This is a genomic window from Sphingomonas sp. SORGH_AS_0870 (assembly GCF_031453175.1).
Classification (GTDB): domain Bacteria; phylum Pseudomonadota; class Alphaproteobacteria; order Sphingomonadales; family Sphingomonadaceae; genus Sphingomonas.
In genome coordinates this window covers 2,113,261-2,133,003 of sequence record NZ_JAVIYW010000002.1, presented here as the reverse complement: position 1 = coordinate 2,133,003, position 19,743 = coordinate 2,113,261, and the positions used below count along the sequence as shown (strand labels likewise).

Below are 19,743 nucleotides of genomic sequence, written 5' to 3'. Positions count from 1 at the left end.
CATGCGCTATCTTCACACCATGCTGCGGGTTGCCGATCCGCAGGCGACGGTTTGTTTCTTCGAACTGCTGGGCCTCAGGGAAACCCGGCGGATTGAAAACGAGCAGGGGCGATTCACGCTGATCTTCCTGGCGGCCGGCGAGGATCATCGCGGCGAGGGTAAGCCCGGCCAGGCTGAGGTCGAATTGACCTATAACTGGCCGCCAGAAGATGGCAGCCCGGTCGAGACCTACACCGGGGGCCGGAATTTCGGCCACCTCGCATACCGCGTCGAGGACATTTACGAGACCTGCGCCCGGCTGCAGGCTGGCGGGGTAACAATCAATCGCCCGCCGCGTGACGGATATATGGCGTTCGTCCGCTCGCCCGACGGCATCTCGATCGAACTACTCCAGCAGGGCGAACATAAGGCGCCTGCCGAACCATGGGCTTCGATGCCCAACGTAGGAGAATGGTAATGGCCAAGCTTTTTGAACCCCTGGACGTGGGCGGGCTGGGCGCTATCGAGAGTGCGAGAAACGGCAACGACTTTTGGGCTGGCCTCATCATGGCAAACTGGGACAATCCGACGGAGGTCCACGCAATCCGCAACGATGTGACCCGCCGACAGGCCGCGACGCTCGAGCCGCAAAGGGCGAACATAAGGCGCCTGCCGAACCATGGGCTTCGATGCCCAACGTAGGAGAATGGTAATGGCCAAGCTTTTTGAACCCCTGGACGTGGGCGGGCTGGGCGCTATCGAGAGTGCGAGAAACGGCAACGACTTTTGGGCTGGCCTCATCATGGCAAACTGGGACAATCCGACGGAGGTCCACGCAATCCGCAACGATGTGACCCGCCGACAGGCCGCGACGCTCGAGCCGCAATCAGCCGCATTGCCGCTTCTTCCGCCCCGTCGTTTGAAATTAAGGTCCTGCCGGAGTTGAAAGCTCAGCCAAAGCGTTAGCGACGAGACCCACTTGCGGTCATTCGAAGCAGCCAACGCAGCGCCCAGCTTCTGTCATTCGTTCAATTCAAGCGATACGGAGGTCCGGCTACGCTTGGTCGCAAGATCGCAGTGGGATGGGGAATGCGGACCGTGACAACGCTGAAGCCTTGGGTCGATATAGCCTCGATCCGCCTTCCCGAAAGTGATCATACCGAATCCCCTGGCTTTCACCTTCTTGCTGATCTTGTTGTCAGGGAAACGGGTATTTATGCCCTTCCCTCAACCGCCTCGATATTGAAACCACTCCCTCCGGGCGATCGATAAGGTCGCGAATCGCAGCCGGATTGCCCTGGTCGATGATGCCGTAGACCGGCGTTCGCGCGGCGCGGCGGTCGGTCAGCGACAGTTCGTCGGCCGGGCTGATCGCATAGCGATTCACCTCGTCGATCACCTCTTCCAATGGTTCGCCGTGGAAGACGAGTTGGCCTCGCGTCCAGGCAATCGCGTCGTCAACGTCCACCATCTCCGTCTGGCGGATGAAGCCCACGCGGGCGCCCCCCTGCACCGTCGTTCCGAACGCCACGCGTTCGCCCTTACGCGCGAGCTTGGCGACCGACGTGGACCTGTCCTGTGGATCGGCCGAGACGGTGACACGTACCGTCCCGTCGGTGATCGAGACGTCCGCCTCGCGGCGGCCGATGGTGACGCCGAAGGCGGTGCCGACCGCGGTAACCGCACCAAACCGCGTCTGCACGACGAACGGACGATTGCGGTCGTGCGCCACCTCGAACAGGGCCTCGCCCTCCTCCAACAGCAGGCCGCGGCGGGCACGGGCGAAGCGGACGCTCAGCGCGGTCTGCGCACCGAGTGTGACGGTAGACCCATCAGCCAGGCGGATCACCCGCCGCTCCCCTCGCCCCGAGACATAGCGGACGACGGTCGCATCGGCGGCGCCGTCCGGCATCCTTGGCTGCGGATTGCCTCCCACCGTCAACACCAACGCAGCAGCGATCGTCCAGCCGAACCATATGGGGCGGCGAGACGGCGTGTGGTTCGCAGCGGGACGCGGCTGCTCGCCCAACCAGTCCCAGAACGCCTGCCCCTCGGCGCGGTCGTCGGGATGGAGCGTGTCCGCGCGGTCGCCGAGCAGCGCGTCGAACACCGCCTCGCGGCGCTTCCCCAGATCATGGCGGCCCAAACCGTGGCGGTCCGAGTCGTGGCGTTCGCTCATGGCGCCACCTCGCGCAGATGCGCCAGCCGATCGTACAGGTGGCTCACGGCATGGGTCAGGTGTTTCTGGACCATCCGCGGACTGATCCCCAGCGCGCGCGCAATATCGCCGGTACCCATCTCGTCGAACCGCCGCATCAGGAAGATCGCCCGCGCCCGAGGGCTTAGTTCAGCCAGCGCCACCTCGAGCGCCTGCTGCAGGTCGACAACACGGCGGCGCTCTTCCTGACGTGGCGCGATCGACGGGTGCAGGTCATCGGTCAGCGGCACAAGGGCCGTATGCCGGCGCCCCCGATCGGCGATCAGGTTCGCGGCGATCCGGAACAGATAGGCCTGAGGCTCATCCAGCGAACGCTGGCGTGCGGTGGCGATCAGGCGCGTGCACGCTTCCTGCACCAGATCCTCGGCCTCGTGCGGATCGAGGATGCGCCGCGACACGAAGGCGCGCAACGCGGCGCGATAGGCCGCGAAAGGCGCGTCGCTACCGTCAGCCTGCCCTCGCCCGTCAACAACGACGGCCTTGTTCGCATCCTGCTGCATCCTCGTGCGTCCCCCTCGCCTCTATGACGTGCGTCCACATCATTGGCGAACCGAAAAATTAAACATTGCAGAAAAATGTCGCGGTCGCGGTTCGCATCTGTGTGGTTGTTACGTCGAAAGAAGCGGGGGCAGCGGAAAGCTGCGATACCGATCCGGGGGGACGACTAATGATTAGAACCTATCGGCTGCTGCTGTCCGCGTGCGCTACGGCGATGATCGTACCGACCTCAGTCGTGGCCAAGGAGCAGCGCACCGTCACGATCGACGTGCCGGCCGGCCGCCTCGACGAGGCACTGCTGCGGGTCGCACGTCAGGCGGGATTGCAACTCGTCTTCACCGATCCTGCCGTCGCCGACCGGCGCGCACCGAAAATCAACGGGCGCTATACGCCCGGTGCTGCGCTCGACCTCCTGCTCGCGCGCAGCGGTTTCGGGTGGCGCTATACCGGGCCGCGAACGGTGCGTGTCGTGCCGCTCGACACCGCCTCGCTAGCGCCGGTCAACTTCGTCCAGGCAACGGCCCAGGCACCTGTGCATCAGGTCGTCGGCGAACGCCTCGCGCCATCCAATACCGCGATCGAAGCCGCGGTGAACGCCGATGGGGCCGCACCGGCATCCGACATCGTCGTCGTCGGTTCACAGATCAAAGGCGCGAACAACGTCGCCGCGCTGCCGGTAACAATCGTCGACGAACAACAGATCGCCGCCACCGCCGCAGTCAGCGGTGACGAACTGTTCCGTTCGATCCCGCAACTGGGCGATGTCACCTTCAACAGCTCGTACCTGCCCAACAGCTCGAACGCGGCGCGCGGCGACGTCGGCTCGGTCAATTTGCGCAATCTTGGTGTCGGCAACACATTGGTGCTGCTCAACGGCCGCCGCGTGGTGAACCACCCGACCAGCCGCGCCGACGACAACCTGGTCCCTGTACTCACCTACAATACCAACGCGATCCCCGTGTTCGGGCTGGAGCGACTGGAGGTGCTGCGCGATGGCGCCGCCGCCATCTATGGCTCGGACGCGGTGGCCGGGGTCGTCAACACTGTACTGCGCACCGATTTCACCGGCGTGCAGATCGAAGGCCAGACCGGCTATCCCGAACACACCAGCCAGACCGAGAACACCCTCTCGCTGCTGGCAGGGACCAACATCGGCCACGGGCGCGGCAACATCACCCTGTTCGCCAGCTATACCGATCGCACCCCGCTGCGCAGTTCGGAACAGGATTACACCGCCTCTGACGACAAGAGGCCGCTGTTCGTCGGTACCCGGTTCGCAGGCGCGACCGCGCTCGACGGCCGGTCGTCGATCACCCCATGGGGCTCGTTCCAGACGGTCGGCAACGTCCAGGTTCGTCAGGGCACCATCGCACTGACCAACGCATCGGGCCAGTTCCACATCCAGCCGCTCACGAACAGCGGCTGTCAGACCAATGCGACTACGGGCCTGAAGAACGGCCTGTGCATCGACGACGGCACCAACACCGCAGCCGCGGACCGCAATCTGCGCTTCGACCCGCGTGCGGCCTACGACACCTACATCATGCCCTCGGTCGAGCGGCTCAACCTGTTCGCCAACGGCCATTACGAACTGACGCCGGGTCTCGAGCTGTTCGGTGAGGCGGGCTATTACAAGGCGACCACCGACAGCATCCAGTCGCCGTCCGGCACGCTCAGTTCGCTGCCGATCATCGTGCCAGCTAGCAACTACTATAATCCGTTCGGCCCGACCGTGTTCAACGGCGCCGCCAATCCCAACCGCCTGCCCGGCATCAACGCGCCCTCCAGCGGCCTCGCGGTCACGCTTTCGAGCTACAACATTGCGGATGCCGGTCCCAACCTCGTCCATGTCGAGAACGACCAGTATCGCGTGCTCGCTGGCCTGCGCTGGGACTGGCTCGGTTTTCAGTGGGAAAGCGCTGCGCTCTATTCGGAGGCGCAGGTCCGCGACACGTCGGACGGGATCAGCTCGACGCTGTTGCAGCGCCAGCTCGCGCTGTCGACGCCCGACGCCTACAATCCCTTCAACGGCAGCGACCTGTCGAACCCCTCGGGGCGCGACACCGCGCAGAGTAACGCCGCCGCACTACAGGCGATCCGCATCAAGACGACGCGCTTCAGCAAGGCGACGCTGGCGCTGGCCGATGTGAAGCTGTCGAACGCAGCCCTGCTGACACTGCCCGGCGGCAAGCTCGGCCTCGCCCTCGGCGCGGAAATCCGCCGCGAGACGCAGCTCGACGACCGCGATCCGCGCGTCGACGGCACGACGACCTTCACGGACAGCGTCAGCGGAATCACCTATGGCTCCGACCTCGTCGGCACCAGCCCGTCGCCCGACACCAGCGGCCGCCGCATCGTCGCCGCGGCCTACGCCGAACTGGCGGTCCCCATCGTCAGCCCGTCGATGCATGTGCCACTGGTCCGCAACCTCGAATTCCAGCTGGCCGGCCGGTTCGAACATTACAGTGACGTCGGCTCGGTCGCGAAGCCCAAGATCGCCGGTGCCTGGGACGTGATCCGCGGCATCCGCCTACGGGGCTCCTACGCCGAAGGGTTCAAGGCGCCCAATCTCGAACAGATCAATGCCCGCGTCGTCACCCGCTCGAACACCCGCGTCGACTATGTCCGCTGCGAAGCGCAGCTCCGGACCGGTGCGATCAGCTCCTTCGCCAATTGCAGCCAGTCGTTCGCGATCAGCGCCCAGCGCGCGGGCAATCCGGAGCTGAAGCCCGAAACCTCCAGCACCTGGAGCGCAGGCGTCGTGCTGGAACCGCACTTCCTAGACACGACGGTCGGCCGGATCACGCTGACCGCCGACTATTGGAACGTGAAGCAGAAGGGGATCGTTGGCATCTTCGGCGAAGGCAATGCGTTGATCGCCGACTACCTCGCCCGCGTCGGTGGCGGCACCAACGCCAATGTCGTTCGCGCGGCGCCGACCGCAGACGATATCGCACTCTTCGCCGGATCGGGACTCCAGCCGGCGGGCCGGGTGCTCTACGTCAAAGATCGCTACGTCAATTTGCTGCCGCAGCAGGCGTCCGGCGTCGACCTCGGCTTCAACTGGCGGCTGCCGGACTTTGGTGCGAGGCGGCTGACGCTGTCGGCCAATGCCGCCTATCTCCGCCGCTTCTTCCTCGAACCCTCGCAGCCGATCCAGCAGCTCATCGACGCGCGCGCCGCCGGCACGATCAACGCCGGTACGTCGATCGCCGATGCCGGCGACCTCGTCCGCCAGAACGGCAAGCCGCGCTGGCGCGTGACCGGAACCGCGACGTGGAGCTACCGCCAGTTCCAGATTGGCGGCTTCACGCAATATACCAGCGACGTGGACGACACCGGCCTGATCGATTCAGCGGGCGCGGCCTGGCTGATCCAGGATCAGATGACCTACAACCTCTACGGACAGGTCAGCGTCGGCAACAAACGGGAAGGAAGGTATCGCATGCGGATCGGCGTCAGGAACCTTACCAACGCAAAGCCACCGCTGTCCTCGAACGGCTTCCTCGGCTCGCTCTATAATCCGTACGGCCGCTACTGGTACGCCAACATCCGGGCGTCGTTCTGATGCGCATGCGCCATTTCGCCCTTGTCGCGCTGCTCGTGCCATCCCTCGTGGCGGCGCAGGAAGAAGAGCCACAGGCCCGCTCGCCCTCGGGCGGCGACATCGTCGCCTATGACCAGATTCACAAGCCGATCGTTGGACGCGGCGGCATGGTCGTCAGCCAGAACCGGATCGCGGCGGCGGTCGGTGCCGACATCCTGCGCAAGGGCGGCAATGCCGTCGACGCGGCTGTCGCAGTCGGCTTCGCGCTGGCGGTGACGCTGCCGCGCGCCGGCAACATCGGCGGCGGCGGCTACATGCTCGTCCACATGGCGGCGAAGGGCGGCAAACCCGCGCAGGACATCGCCATCGACTATTACGGCCAGGCCTCCCGTCACACGACCAACGACCTGCTGCTGGGCCCTGACGGCAAGGTCGACGCGAAGAAGGTCATGTCTATGAAGGGCATCGCCATACCCGGCACGGTCGCCGGACTGTGGGAAGCACACCGCCGCTTCGGTTCGCTGCCCTGGGGCACACTGATCGCGCCGGCGATCGCGATGGCGGAAAAAGGTGTCGTCCTGTCCGATGACGAGGCGCAGGCACAGGCCGCGCAGCACAAGCTGATGGCCGACGATCCCACTGCGATGGCGACCTTCTTCAAGCCCGACGGCAAGGCCTATGCCGCCGGGGAGACGTTTCGCCAACCAGACCTCGCCACGACGCTGACGACGATCGCTGCCAAAGGGCGCGACGGCTTCTACACCGGACCGCTCGCCGAAAGGATCGCGGCGGGCATCCGCGCCGGCGGGGGCATCATCGATGCGGCCGACCTCGCTGGCTATCGGGCGATCGTATCAACGCCGATCTGGTCGAGCTACCGCGGCAGGCGCATCGCCTATATGCCGCCGACCGCATCGGGCGTCAGCGTCGCCGAGGGCATGAACATCCTGGAGACCTTTCCGGTCGCGGAAGCAAAATGGGGCAGCGTCGCCAACCTCCATTTACTGTCGGAAACGATGAAGATCGTCTCAGCCGATCGCCGGCTGGTCGGCGGCGGCCCTGACTGGCGAACACCCGCGGTGGGCCTGGCCAGCAAGGGCTTTGCGGCCGAACGGGCGAAGTTGATCCGGCCCGACCGATCGCTCGGCAAGGATGACGTACCCGACGGAAATCCGTACCCTTACGAAAGCCGCGACACGACGCACTTCTCGGTCGCGGACGCTGCGGGAAACGCGGTCAGCAACACCTATACGCTCTCGGCCTCCTACGGGGCGCACGTCGTCGCGCCGGGTACAGGGATCCTTCTCAACAACTCGCTCGGCAACCTCGCCTGGGGCCGGCGCGACCGCGCGACCGAGCGGCGCGCGGCCCTGCCCGTCGCCAACAAGCGCGTGGGATCGACGATCACGCCGATCATCGTCTTCGATGGCGATCGCCCCTGGCTCGTCACCGGCACGCCCGGTGGCGGCTATATCATCGCGACGATGGTGCAATTGCTCTCCAACGTCATCGATCACGGCCTCAACGTCAGCGAGGCCGCGGAACGGCCGCGGATCAACCAGGGCGGCGGCGATGCCGCATTGGAGCTGGAGGAAGGCTTTTCGCCCGACATCGTGCCGATGCTCGAAGCGAAAGGGCATAAGGTGCGCCGGTCGAACACGATGGGCTCGATCCAATCGATCATGGTCGATGGCGATCGCTTCCTCGGCGCCGCCGACACCCGCCGCCCCGACGCCGCCGCCATTCCTGTCCGTTAGGAGCATTTCCATGCACCGTCCGCCGAACGCCGGGCTCCCCTGGCGGACGTCGATGCCTGCTCGTCCGATCTTGCGAAAACGGCGCGGCCCTCTGTAACGCCACCGAGGTCGGGTACCAAATTCACTTTGCATCAAACCGCCCCCTGTCACCCATTCATCGACAAGCTGGGCGTACTGACGGGCACTGAGATGGCCGTTTTGATCGACCCGGCTGGGAAGACACAGTCATCCACTGAGCCGCCCCGCCGTTCGAGCCAAACCAGTAAGCTGGCGCGAGTGCCTGGCAGCAGTTCGAAATGAACCGGTCGGCCTGTTTTCTGCTGCATGACAATCGCTCGTGTTCGGACTTGTCCGCGCGATGGGAGCCGGAAGCGTCGATGTGGCTAGGCATCGTGGACAAAGCTTGACGGCGTAGTTTGCCGCTCATTCAAAGCTGCCTTTTGGAGGCAGACTTGGGCGGGCGGATCGGTTTGTCGGACGAGGAATGGTCGCTGATCGGGCCATTGTTACCGGCGGAGCGGGGGACGGGGCTGTCGTCCCGCTGGTGACAACCGGCCGTTTTTCGAAGGCATGATGTGGATCGCGCGGACGGGTGCGCAGTGGCGGCACCTGCCGGAGGAATATGGCAAGTGGAACAGCGCGTTCCGCCGCTATCGTCGCTGGGTTACCGCGGGCGTATTCGACGCCATGCTGGAGACTCTGGCCGGTGCGGTTGAACGCGATGGCCGCGCCGACATGATCGACAGCATGGTCGTCCGGGCCCACCATTGTGCGGTGGGCGTAAAAAAGGGACTGGCGCGGTCGAAGCGCTCGGCCGATCGCGCGGCGGCTTTACTACCAAACTCCACGCCCGCTGCGATGTCAGAGGTCGCCCGCTCGCCTTCGTCCTGACGCCGGGTCAGCCGCATGACACGCAAGGCTTTGGGCCGCCGATGCGCATGATCGCCGACCGGATCGACGCTCTGCTTGCAGACAAAGGCTATGACAGCGACGCGGTCCGTGACGCCCTGACCAGCATGGACGTCGAGGCCGTGATCCCGGCCCGGCGCAACCCTCGCAACCCGGCTGCGCATGATCGGGTCAAGTACCGTTGGCGCAACCAGATCGAGCGCATGTTCAACAAACTCAAGAACTAGCGACGGGTCGCCACCCGGTACGACAAAACCGCCGAATCCTACATCGGCTTTATCAGCCTTGCATCAGTCCTGCTCTGGTTGCCCTTTGTCCACGATGCCTAGTTATGTGGACGAGATTAGGCCGATACTTACAAAAGCTGCAGGCCAAGACAACGTGCAAACATGATAGAACCTGGGTCTTACCGCTTGGCCACGCCCCAACGCGTGCAGAAAGCTATGCGATTTACAGGGTTACTCATGCCTACGAAGCAACCCAAAATTGGCCACAGATCGGACCCAGTTCCTTCCCCCCTCCCCGCTAAGCGTGAGTTCCGTGAGCATTTCAGTTGCAGCCCCGCGCGGTCCGCATGATATTTCCCGAACCAAAGAAGCGGCTGCGCGGTCTTGTGCGAAATCGTTCCAAGCCACCTGGCAGGGCAAATGGCCAGAGGCGATCACAGCCTCGTCCCGCCAGCAGAGGAAATTCGACCACCACTGGTCGCCTGCCTTAACCCCGAAGAATTCGACTATACAGGGCCGTGAGTCTTTCCCATTTCACCGTTTCGACAGGCGAGTTTTGGCAACTGGCGATCGGGAATAGATTCCGAGAAAGTGCCCATTGTCGCGTACTTAGCCCTACTTCGGCAATCAGCCTGCCACTGTCCGGTTCTCGATTGAAACCCAATGGGAAAGCTCGGTCATCGCACTGGCCGATCCCTATGGCAGGCGACGGCCATCTGCCGGCACATCCTGGATGCAGGGGCCCAGAAATCATTATCGCTATTTCTGCCTACAGGTCACCCTGCTTGCCCATCGATCGCTTATCAACCGCGACAGTTGAATGATACGGTATAACATTGCAGAGGACCCCCTCTATCAAGGGGGAACAAGACACCGATGCTACCGAACCTCATCCTGCTGGCGGTTGCCGCAGGACCAACTGCCGCACCGCCCGAGCGCGGCAAGACGCCCTCCACGATCGTCGTCGAGGGGCAGCGCGATAATTCTTCCGCCGTCCAACATCTGTCCAGCGCGTCGGGCGCTACGGTCGACGGCGTGGAGCTCGAATGGCGCAAGGCGCCGACGCTGGGCGAGACAGTGTCGCGGGTGCCGGGTGTGCAGAATGACTATTTCGGCCCAGCGGTCGGCCGCCCGACCATCCGGGGCCAGACCGGCGGTCGCGTCGCAATCCTGATCGACGGCCTGCCGACGCAGGACGCCTCTGGATTAGGAGCGGAACATGCCGCAGCGGTGGAGCCGTTCCTCGCCGACCGGATCGAACTGCTCAAGGGCAGCGCGGCGGTCCCCTATGGTGGCGGCGCGATCGGGGGCGTCGTGAACGTGATCGATGGTCGTATACCGACGCAGCGGCATGACGGCGCGCCCACCGGCCGGGGCGAGGTCCGCAGCGGCGACAATGTCGGCGTGACCACCATGACGCGCTTCGACGGTGGACGTGGTGCGTTCGCGTGGCACCTCGACGGCCTTTATCGGTATCAGGGGGATCAAGCGATACCGGGCCAGGCGAAAGCCGATACGTGCCGGACCTGGTCGTCGCTCGTCTCGAACACCGGGCTTCAGGCGCTGTGCCAGGTACGGTTGGCGCGGCCGACCTATGTGTATGACGCTGCGGTCAAACGCTATGTCGATGCGACGCCGCTGTCGGGGCAGATCATTACGAACCTTGATTCCGGCGGGAATGCGGACGGACGCCTGCCCAACAGCGCGATCCGAACGACGGCCATCACGGCGGGCGGCAGCATCATCGTCGATGGCGGCTTTCTGGGCTTGTCGATCGGCCGGTACGACAACAGCTATGGCGTGCCCGGCTTCACCCTCATCACATCGTCCAGAACGGGTGCCAGTCCGATCGGCGTGACCGTGGGGCAGACGCGCTTCGACCTGAAGGGCGCCTTGTACGATCCGCTGCCGGGTGTCGCGGCGGTGACGCTGCGCGCCGCGCATGTCCGGTCGCGCGACCGCGAACGCGTGCCCGACCGCGTCTGGAGCCGGTTCGACGGCAATGGCGAAGAAATGCGCATCGAGATCACCCAACGTCCGCTTGGCCCCCTGAGCGGATCGATCGGCGGGCAGATCGCCGATCGCAGCCTGCGCACCACCGAGACGACCTCCTATCTCCCCAGCGTCGTCACGGCGGAGCGATCGGCGTTCCTGGCCGAGCGGTTGGCGCTGTCGCCGCTGACGCTCAGCGGCGGCATCCGATATGACGAGGTGCGCTATGACCTTGACGAGGCCAGCGTACGCGCTGGCCGTGGACAGGGTGCGGCCTATGCCCGCGATACCGATTTCCACCTGCTGAGCGGCGATGTCGGCGCGCGCCTGTCGCTATTCAAGTCGCTCTATCTGCGGGGACGCTGGTCGCATGCCGAGAGGGCGCCGGGGATCAACGAACTCTACGCCAACGGCAACCATTTCTCGATCCTGACCGAGGAGCAGGGGGACGCCCGGTTGCGCAAGGAGCGCGCCGAGACGGTCGAAGTCGGCGGCGGGATCGACACGTCCTGGCTGTCCGCCTCGCTGTCCGCCTACAGCACGAGGTTCACGGACTATATCTATCTCGGCAATACCGGCGTGTCGCGGACCCTGCCGGTACGCGAATGGCGACAGGGCGATACCCGTTTCCGCGGTATCGAGGGGGAAGCGACGCTACGGGTTAGCACGCGCGTCGGACAGTTCGCGCTGCACGGCTTTGGCGATTATGTGCAGGTCCACCCGATCTTCACCCTCCCCGACGGCTACAGCCCCTTCGACAGCGGTTCTACCGCCGCCTTGGATCGGCAATATTATCGACAGCGGCTCGACGGCGACTATCTGCCGCGCACGCCGATGTCGCGCTACGGTGGCGACCTCGGCTGGGAAAACGGTGCGTGGCGCGCGTCGATCGGCGCGGTGCGCTATCTGCGACAGGCCGATGTGGCGAAAGGCGAGCCGATCTCGAATGGCTTCACGCTGGTCGACGCCCATGCCGCCTATCGCTTTGGCAGCGCGGCCCGTTACGAGGCGTTTGTCGATGTCGCCAATCTGACGAACGCAGAGGCGCGGTTGCACAACTCCTTCCTCAGGCTACGGGCACCCTTGCCCGGACGTGCGGTCGCGGTGGGCCTGCGCGCGGCATTCTAAGGCAGACACCCTCGGTCGCGGATCGCGCGCGACCGAGGGCTGGTTTCTTGTACTTCCATCCCACTGGCAAAGCGTCTGTCGGAGCGATGGTCTCTTTGCTGGAACTCTGTAAATCGGCGAACCTGCGAGTTCATAAGTTGAGCGACAGGCTACCCCATCCGGCTCCAGCGGATGAACCGGTTGTAGATCGTCTTGGGCGGACCACAAACCGCTGGCGCATCCCGCCAGCGCAGGCCGTTGCGGATCACGAAGATGATGCCGCTGACGATCCGCCGGTCATCCACGCGCGGCACGCCATGCGACAACGGAAAATACGGCTCAATCCGCTGCATCTGCTTGTCCGTCAGCCAGAACAGTTCACTCATCGGCGGCACCTCCACCGCCAATGAATCAACCCGTCACCACTCACGCAAGTTATTTTATAGGTCCTGAGCCTAATCACCGGCAAACGCCGGAATGTTGCCGATCGCACTACGTCCCGACGATTTTTTCGCGCAGGATAGCCAGGCCACATCTGCTTTCCACCTCGATCCTGCTATGCCTCTGACGGGTAAGGAAACGATTGGGATCGGAACGACGACGGGCAATGCGGTCGCGGTGATCGGTGCGGGTCGGGGGTACGATCTGCAGGATGCGACGACGGAGGTCGTGACGTTCGTGCCTCATGACGCGATCGGTCCATAGGTCTATGGTCCATTGCGGTTCCGTGTCGTTGGGAGCAGCGGCACCAGCCGCTGGGCACCCCTTGGCACCGCCGTTCGCCTGCCGAACTTACAGGGCGTCCCCTGTGCCCCCGCGGCCGGCCGCGGTGCACGCTGAAAAGGGAACAGGCTGTTCCTGCTCCAGGCCACCGCCGCCAACGACCGCTACGAAGGGGCGCAGACGATCCCGGACGGCTGCACCGCATCGACCGTTGATATCGCCTTGCCGGAACCCTCGGCTCAGGTCTTATTCCTGAGGCTGCGGGATGCGACCAACGCAACGGGCGTCGTGGCCATTCCAGAGGATAAGGAAAAGTAGGTCGAATGGTTTGCGACGGCCCCCCAATCGCGCAATTACCCCGACAGGAACGGATGATCTATCGCCACATCACCACCACCAGCAGGATCAGCCCGACCATTCCGAGATCGCCTCATGGCGTGGTATCTATTACGCCGGACTGCCGCAACAAAACCTCTACCGCCATGGCAAGTTGCCGATCCCGATCGGTCCCGGTTTCACCCAGCGGGCGATCGACGGCGATGTCGACGGGGCGCGGGGCCATCTCCATATCTCGACCGGCAGCGTCCTGAATGCGGGTGTGCGGAACGCGCAACACCGATCCGTCAAGCAGCGTGATCCCGCTGGTGTAGATGATCCAGCCCGCCGTCGGCTGTCCGACCACCTTGCCGAGTCCGAGTTTGCGATACCCCTCGGTGAAATCCTCAGCATCCGACAGCGAAGATTCGTCGATGACGAGGATCGTCGGCTTGCCCAGCGCGCGCTGCCCGAGCGCCTGACGGCTCGGCACGGGGAACAGGCCGCGCGGCGTCATGGTCAGGTAATTGGGACGGCTGAATACGTCGAGCGCATAGCCGTTGACGAAGCCACCGTCATTGTGGCGGATATCGACGACGACCCCCGCCTTCGCCTGATTTGCCGCGTCGAGATCGAGATAGAGCTGACTGAGGGATTCCTCCGACATGTCCGCGATATGGACATAGCCGAGCCGCCCGCCGGACCAGCGATCGACCAGCGCGCGGCGGCTCGCCACCCACTGGCGATAGAGCAGGCCTCCCGCGACCGCCGTGGAGACGGGACGCAGCGTCACGTCGCGCCGGCCGGTCGGCCCCGAAATCGTGACGCGGATACGGTCGCCGACCTGATGCTCGAGCAGCGCGTCGAGATTGGTGTCCGCCACGATCGGGACGTCGTTGACCGCCAGCAGCCGGTCGCCGACCCTGATGCCCAGCTCCACGGCCGCCGGACCGAGCGTCACGATCTCGCGTACGATCAGGCCGCGCCCCGCCTCATAGGCCGCGCGATCGAACCGCAGGCCGAGGTCGCCGACCCGATCGGTCGGCGTGGCGCCGGGGCCACGCCACGGCCGGTTGATGCCCGAATGGGAGGCGTTCAACTCGCCGATCATCAGGTTGATGATCCGCCGCAGCTCGTCCGGCGTGCGCACGCCGGCGGCATAGGGGCGGAAACGAGCGCGCAACGCCTTCCAGTCGTGCCCGGTGAAGGCCGGGTCGAAGAAATGGCGGTCCAGCGCGTTCCACGCCTCATCGAACACGACCAGCTTCTCGACGTCGAAATCCACATCCATCTCGGCGGTTACGACGACGGGCTTCGGCTTGGGCGTGTCGATCGGTGTCGACACGGGCGTGCCACCGTCTAGATAGACCAGCGCCTTGCCATCCGCCGACAGCGCGGCGTCCCCCTTGGGCTTGCCGGTGGCGGTCAACTGGCGCGCAACGGGCGGCTCGGTGGCGAGTTCGTCGAGGTCATAGCTATAGAAATTGTCCTGGCCGCGTTCGGCGGCGCGGAACACCAGCGTCTTGCCGTCCGGGGTGATGAGCGGGGACCGCGCGTTGAGGCCCAGCGGCAACGTCGTCGCCCGATCGCGCAGCCCGTCCCAATCGATGCGCGTGACCGGCACGACCGGTGTCGCGGCGAGTGTCGGACGGGCGGTAGAGCGGCGCGTCGGCAGCGGCGTCGACGGCGCCTCCGTCGCCGGTGCAGGGGCCGGTGGCGCGGCGGGAGCGCCGGGCGGAGTACTCGACTGGAATAGGCCGTTGAACACATCCTCGCGATATTTCGGGACATGCGGCAGCAGGTCGACGCGCACGATCCGCGATTCCTCAGACCGCTGCGACGTATCGAACAGGATGTAGCGGCCATCGGGCGACCAGGCGATCGCCCCCATCAGCCCATTGGCGAGGAAGCTGACCGGACGCGCCTCGCCGCCGGCGACGGGCACGACATGAACGTTGACAAAGGAGCGCCGGTCGCGGACCGGCACGGCGATCATCCGGCCATCGGGCGACCAAACCGGGTGCGCGGCATCCTCGTCCACCGCCAGCGCGCCGGTGAAGAGCGTACGGTCGACGAGCGCCCCCGTCCCGACCGTGACGACGTGCAACTCGCGATCGTCGAGCACATAGGCGACGGACCGGCCGTCGGGGGCATAGACCGGCACCGAGACGACACCGCGCCGCGTCAGCAATACCTCTTTCCCGCTCGCCACGTCGCGCTCGGCCAGCAGCTGGTCGTCGCCGCGTTCGGTGACGTAGAGCAGGCGGCGCGAATCCGGCGACCAGACGACGTCGCTTTCCGCACCCGGACTGGTGGTGATCCGCTGCGCGACGCCGCCGTCCTTCGCGGGCGCGGCGAACACTTCGCCATGCGCGATCAGCGCCAGCTTCAGGCCGTCGGGCGAGAGCGCTAGCCCGGTGAAGTCACTCAGGCTGCGATGCTCCCGCCCCGCGGAGGTGGTTGCGCCGCGCAGCGTGATCGGCACCGGCGCCGCCACGCCCGTCGCCGGATCGAACCGCCAGATGCCCAGATCACGCTCGAACACCGCCTGTCCGTTCGGCGCATACGAGGGATAGAGCAGGCGCCCGTCGGTGAAGCGCGTCAGGGCACGCGGCGCGGCGCCACCCGCGACGTCGATGCGCCACAGATTCTCGGTGCCGCCCCTGTCACTCATGACGGTGAGCGAACGGCCGTCCGCGTTCCAACTGGGCCAGGCATATTTAGCCGGAGCTGTCGCCAGCCGGCGATAGGCGCTTCCCTCCGCCACCGGCTTCAGCCAGATTTCGGTTTCGTCGATATGCGAATGGCCGTTGCGCCACCATTGTGTGTTGCTGATCCCACGCGCGACGAGGGCGATCGTGCCGCCATCGGGTGAAGGACTGGCCTGGAATTCGGAGAGATAGCGTTCGCGACTGACCTCCAGCGGGGTGCCGCCGGTCGCCGCGACGCGGAAGATGTCGGGCTGGCGCGCGACGTCGTTCACCGCGGAGGCGAAATAGAGCCATTTGCCGTCGCGGCTCCACGCATCAAGCTCTTCGTTCGCATCAGCGTAGGTGACGCGGGTGACGTGCCCGGTATCGAGGTCGAGCACGTAGATGTTGGCGGTGCCGCCGCGCGTGGAGGTGAAGGCGAGCCGATGGCCATCGGGCGAATAGAGCGGCCGCCCCTCGGTCGCCGGATCGCTGACCAGTAGACGGGCGACGCCGCCGACAGAGGACACTTCCCAGATATCGCCGCCGGAGACGAAGGCGATCTGCCGCCCGTCGGCCGACAGCGAAGGCTCGCCCATCGCGATCCTCGCCACCGGAGCCGCAGGACCTTGCGCGCAGATCCCGGAGGCGAGCGCCGTGGCGCCGAACAGCCCGAGGGTGCGCAGGATCGTCTTCATCGTCGGTGTCTCCAGGAACGGAAAAAGGCGGCCGGGGCGGCGCGTCGCCACCCCGGCGCTTGGCACGTTGCTCAGAATTTGTAGGTCAACGCTGCGGCGAAGCTGGTCCCCAGATTGGGGTAGATCGACGCGTCGTAGATGCCCGAATGGATCAGGAAAGCACGCGCCGGCGGCTTCGTGTCGAACAGGTTCGTCACATTGACCTGCAACCCCATGCGATCGCTGATATCATAACCGATCGACAGGTCGTGATAGGTCTTCACGCCGGTGAACGGCAGGTCGAAGCGACTGGGCGTAATGCCCCGATAATAAGTGATCCACTGCGAACCGAGGTAGCGCGCCTGCCAGGTGATCGAGAAGCGTGGCAGGCTGTAGGTCGCCGAGCCCAGCATGCTCCAGTTGGGATTGCCCAGCACCCCGTCCTGTCGCGTGACCGAGGACGGATCGTTCGCATCGGTGAAATAGCGCAGCCGGCTGAGATAGGTGCCGGTCAGGTTGAGCGTGATCCGGCCGGGCAGCGACGCGGCGATCGCCGAGAGGTTCCACCCGTAGTTGACGTTGAAATCGATCCCGTCGGTGAGCAGCCGACCGATGTTCAGGTTCACCGCACTGACACTGGTCACCGCTTTGGTCGTCGGATCGCGGGTGATCGCGGCGCAATTGGGGTTGCTGGCGACGGATACCGCCTGATCGACGCAATTGTTGAGGATGGTCTGCGCCGGCACGTTGCCGATGGCGTTGCGGATGTCGACGTTGAAATAGTCGACTGAGATCGACAGGCCAGGAATACGCGGCGGGGTCAGCGTCATGCCGACCGTCCACGTCATCGCCGTTTCGGGATCGAGCTTCGGGTTGCCACCGAAGCGGCCAAGGATCGTCTTGCCGTTGGTGGGAGCATTATAGTTGGCGGGCACGCCCAGCGCGGCGCAATTGGTCGCGCGGTTCGGCGACAGCGACACCTGCAACGCGTCGCAGGGATCGTCGCCGAAGAAATAGCCCGCATTCGCCGGCGAGAACAATTCGCCGATATTGGGCGCCCGCACCGACTTCGACCGCATTGCACGGAAGCGCATCCCCTCGAACGGCGTGTACGATCCGCCCGCATTCCACGACCATTGCGTGCCGTTGGTGTTATAGTCCGACATGCGGAACGCCCCCTGCGCCGACAGTTCGCGACCGAGGACGAAGTCCTTGAGCAGCGGCACGCGCAACTCGCCGAACACTTCCTTCGTCACCACGACGCCGCTGACCGGGCTTTCCTGCGGATAGAAGGAATTGCCCGCCTGTACCTGCGCCGAGGGGAAGGTGCGCGCCGTATCGCGGCGATATTCGATGCCGGCGGCGGTCTGCACCGGCCCGGCAGGCAGCGTTAACAGCGTGCCGGTGATGCTGGCGCCCGCATTCACCAGCGTCGAGGTCTTGCGATAGCGATCGTTGAAGCTGCTGTAGGCGATCGCCTTCGGATCGGCGGTGGTCAGGCCGAGGAGGTTGAGCGGCAGACAGCCGTTGGCGCGCGCCGTCGCGCTGGCGCATTGCGGGCCGTTCGGCCCCTGCACGACGTCGACCGATTCGAGGAAACGGTCTTGCAACCGGCCATTGAGCAGGCCGATATTGTCAATGTTGCGTCCGTAGGCGCCGAACACGTTATACGACCAGCCACCGCCCAGATCGCCGTCGAAGCCGGTAGTGAACTGCATCAGGTCGCGCCGGCTGTCGCTGCCGCGCCGCCCGAAATCATTGTTGTTGCGTGACAGGTAAAGCCCGTTCTGCCCCGCCTGGGCCAGCGCCGTACGAAGCGCGGTAGAGACATAGGGGTTGTTGATCGAGATGAAGGGCGGATCGTACTGGACGGGATCCTCCGGCGGCTGCCAGAAGCCCAGAACCTTGGTCTTCGCATAGCGCCCCTCGAAGAAGAAATGCGCCGCCGGGCTGAATTCGTAATTGACCAGCAGGTTCGCCACATAGCGCGTCGTCGGGAGCGAGAGATTGTCGTACTTCTCAAAGAAGCCGCCATCACCGCCGATCGACCGGCCGCCGCGATTGCCGACAGCCCCGAAATCGTAAGGACGGAAGCTGCTGCCGTCATTGGCGAAGGTGTAGGGCGTGTTGCCGATGTAGAAGGTGCCGGGATCGTTGATCCCGTTGAAGCGGATGTTCGGCGCGTGGATGAAGGCCGGCCCCTTCGGATCGGGATTGGAGATCGTGTTCAGGCCGTTGCTGGCGTAGTTGCGGTCGACCGCCTGTACGCCCTCCACCCGGTCGTAGAAGCCCGCGAACGTCACGTTACCGCGCCCGCCGTCGAAGCTCTTGCCTGCGGTCAGCGTCCCACCATAGGATTCGCCGTCACCGCGCGAGGTGATGCCACCGCGAGCCCGCACTTCCAGCCCTTCGTAGTTCTTCTTCAGGATCAGGTTGACGACGCCGCTGACCGCATCCGCGCCATAGACCGCCGAGGCACCGCCCAGCGATACGTCGGCGCGTTCGATCAGCGTCGCGGGGATGGTGTTGAGGTCGACCGAGGAGGTCAGCGGCTCGCCCGGCACCTGGCGGCGGCCGTTGACCAGCACGAGCGTGCGGTTGGTGCCGAGGCGGCGCAGGTTGACGAGGTTCAGCCCCTGGCTGGCGGCATTGCCCTGCGAATTGGCGTCATTGAAGCCGACGCCCATCGACGGCAGGTTGTTGAGCGCGCGGCCGATATTCTCCTGCCCGCTGATCGCGATCTGATCGGCGGTCAGCGTCGTGACCGGCGCGATCGTATCTTCGCGTGTCTGCTTAAGGCGCGATCCGGTGACGACGATGTCGGGATCGGCGGCGGCACCGTCCTGCGTGGCCGCGGGCGCGGCGGTTTGCGCGGACGCGGGTTGCGCCAGCCAGCCGGCCGCGAGCGCGGCCGCCGCAGCGGAGCGCAGCAGGATTGTGCATGCGGACGAGCGCGTCCGCGACGTGATACCGGAAATCATGGCTTCCCCCTTTTTCAGAATGCCGACGATTTCCTCCTGCAGATCGGATGCGGGCCATGTCTGCGCTGCCCCGTCGAGCCGATCGTGATGCAAGGACGTCGCAGCCCCGCGATCCGGGAACGC

General features: G+C 65.1%; 10 protein-coding genes and 2 pseudogenes. 7 read left to right on the top strand and 5 right to left on the bottom strand.

Annotated elements, in window-relative coordinates:
• Position 1 precedes the first annotated feature (1 nt).
• Both QE363_RS10265 and QE363_RS10260 read left to right on the top strand, forming a co-directional pair.
• On the top strand, positions 2–457 hold the full coding sequence (locus tag QE363_RS10265) for a VOC family protein (protein WP_309694929.1): 456 nt from the start codon (positions 2–4) through the stop codon (positions 455–457).
• Positions 458–691: 234 nt separating this feature from the next.
• Complete coding sequence (locus QE363_RS10260; protein ID WP_309694928.1) at positions 692–925, top strand: hypothetical protein; 234 nt, start codon at positions 692–694, stop codon at positions 923–925.
• Positions 926–1,177: 252 nt separating this feature from the next.
• Here the strand turns inward: QE363_RS10260 and QE363_RS10255 are convergent, their stop codons facing one another.
• Together QE363_RS10255 and QE363_RS10250 are read right to left on the bottom strand one after the other, a co-directional pair.
• Positions 1,178–2,158, bottom strand: a complete 981-nt coding sequence (locus tag QE363_RS10255; RefSeq protein ID WP_309694926.1) for a FecR domain-containing protein — start codon at positions 2,156–2,158, stop codon at positions 1,178–1,180.
• Entirely contained in the window at positions 2,155–2,697 is a 543-nt protein-coding gene (locus tag QE363_RS10250) for a sigma-70 family RNA polymerase sigma factor (RefSeq protein ID WP_309694925.1), read from the bottom strand. The genes QE363_RS10255 and QE363_RS10250 overlap by 4 nt, the downstream gene beginning before the upstream one ends.
• 167 nt (positions 2,698–2,864) lie before the next feature.
• On the opposite strand from QE363_RS10250, the gene QE363_RS10245 reads away from it, so the two are divergent.
• The 5 genes and pseudogenes from QE363_RS10245 to QE363_RS10220 all read left to right on the top strand — a co-directional run bounded on the left by QE363_RS10245 (position 2,865) and on the right by QE363_RS10220 (position 12,255).
• Positions 2,865–6,263, top strand: a complete 3,399-nt coding sequence (locus tag QE363_RS10245) for a TonB-dependent receptor (protein ID WP_309694923.1) — start codon at positions 2,865–2,867, stop codon at positions 6,261–6,263.
• Complete coding sequence (gene ggt / locus QE363_RS10240) at positions 6,263–7,999, top strand: gamma-glutamyltransferase (protein ID WP_309694921.1); 1,737 nt, start codon at positions 6,263–6,265, stop codon at positions 7,997–7,999. The genes QE363_RS10245 and ggt overlap by 1 nt, the downstream gene beginning before the upstream one ends.
• A 570-nt stretch (positions 8,000–8,569) precedes the next feature.
• Positions 8,570–8,629, top strand: a pseudogene (locus QE363_RS10230) (hypothetical protein); the annotation flags it as partial.
• A 137-nt stretch (positions 8,630–8,766) separates the two neighbouring features.
• Positions 8,767–9,135, top strand: coding sequence for an IS5 family transposase (locus QE363_RS10225; RefSeq protein WP_309694919.1), 369 nt, complete (start codon positions 8,767–8,769; stop codon positions 9,133–9,135).
• An 876-nt stretch (positions 9,136–10,011) separates the two neighbouring features.
• Positions 10,012–12,255, top strand: a complete 2,244-nt coding sequence (locus tag QE363_RS10220; protein ID WP_309694917.1) for a TonB-dependent receptor domain-containing protein — start codon at positions 10,012–10,014, stop codon at positions 12,253–12,255.
• Positions 12,256–12,407: 152 nt separating this feature from the next.
• On the opposite strand, the pseudogene QE363_RS10215 reads toward QE363_RS10220, so the two are convergent.
• The 3 genes and pseudogenes from QE363_RS10215 to QE363_RS10205 all read right to left on the bottom strand — a co-directional run.
• Positions 12,408–12,620 (bottom strand): annotated as a pseudogene (locus tag QE363_RS10215) (transposase); the annotation flags it as partial.
• A 767-nt stretch (positions 12,621–13,387) separates the two neighbouring features.
• A complete protein-coding gene (locus QE363_RS10210; RefSeq protein ID WP_309694915.1) occupies positions 13,388–16,660 on the bottom strand; it encodes a S41 family peptidase in 3,273 nt (1,090 codons plus the stop codon).
• A gap of 71 nt (positions 16,661–16,731) precedes the next feature.
• On the bottom strand, positions 16,732–19,620 hold the full coding sequence (locus QE363_RS10205) for a TonB-dependent receptor domain-containing protein (RefSeq protein WP_309694913.1): 2,889 nt from the start codon (positions 19,618–19,620) through the stop codon (positions 16,732–16,734).
• Positions 19,621–19,743: the final 123 nt, after the last annotated feature.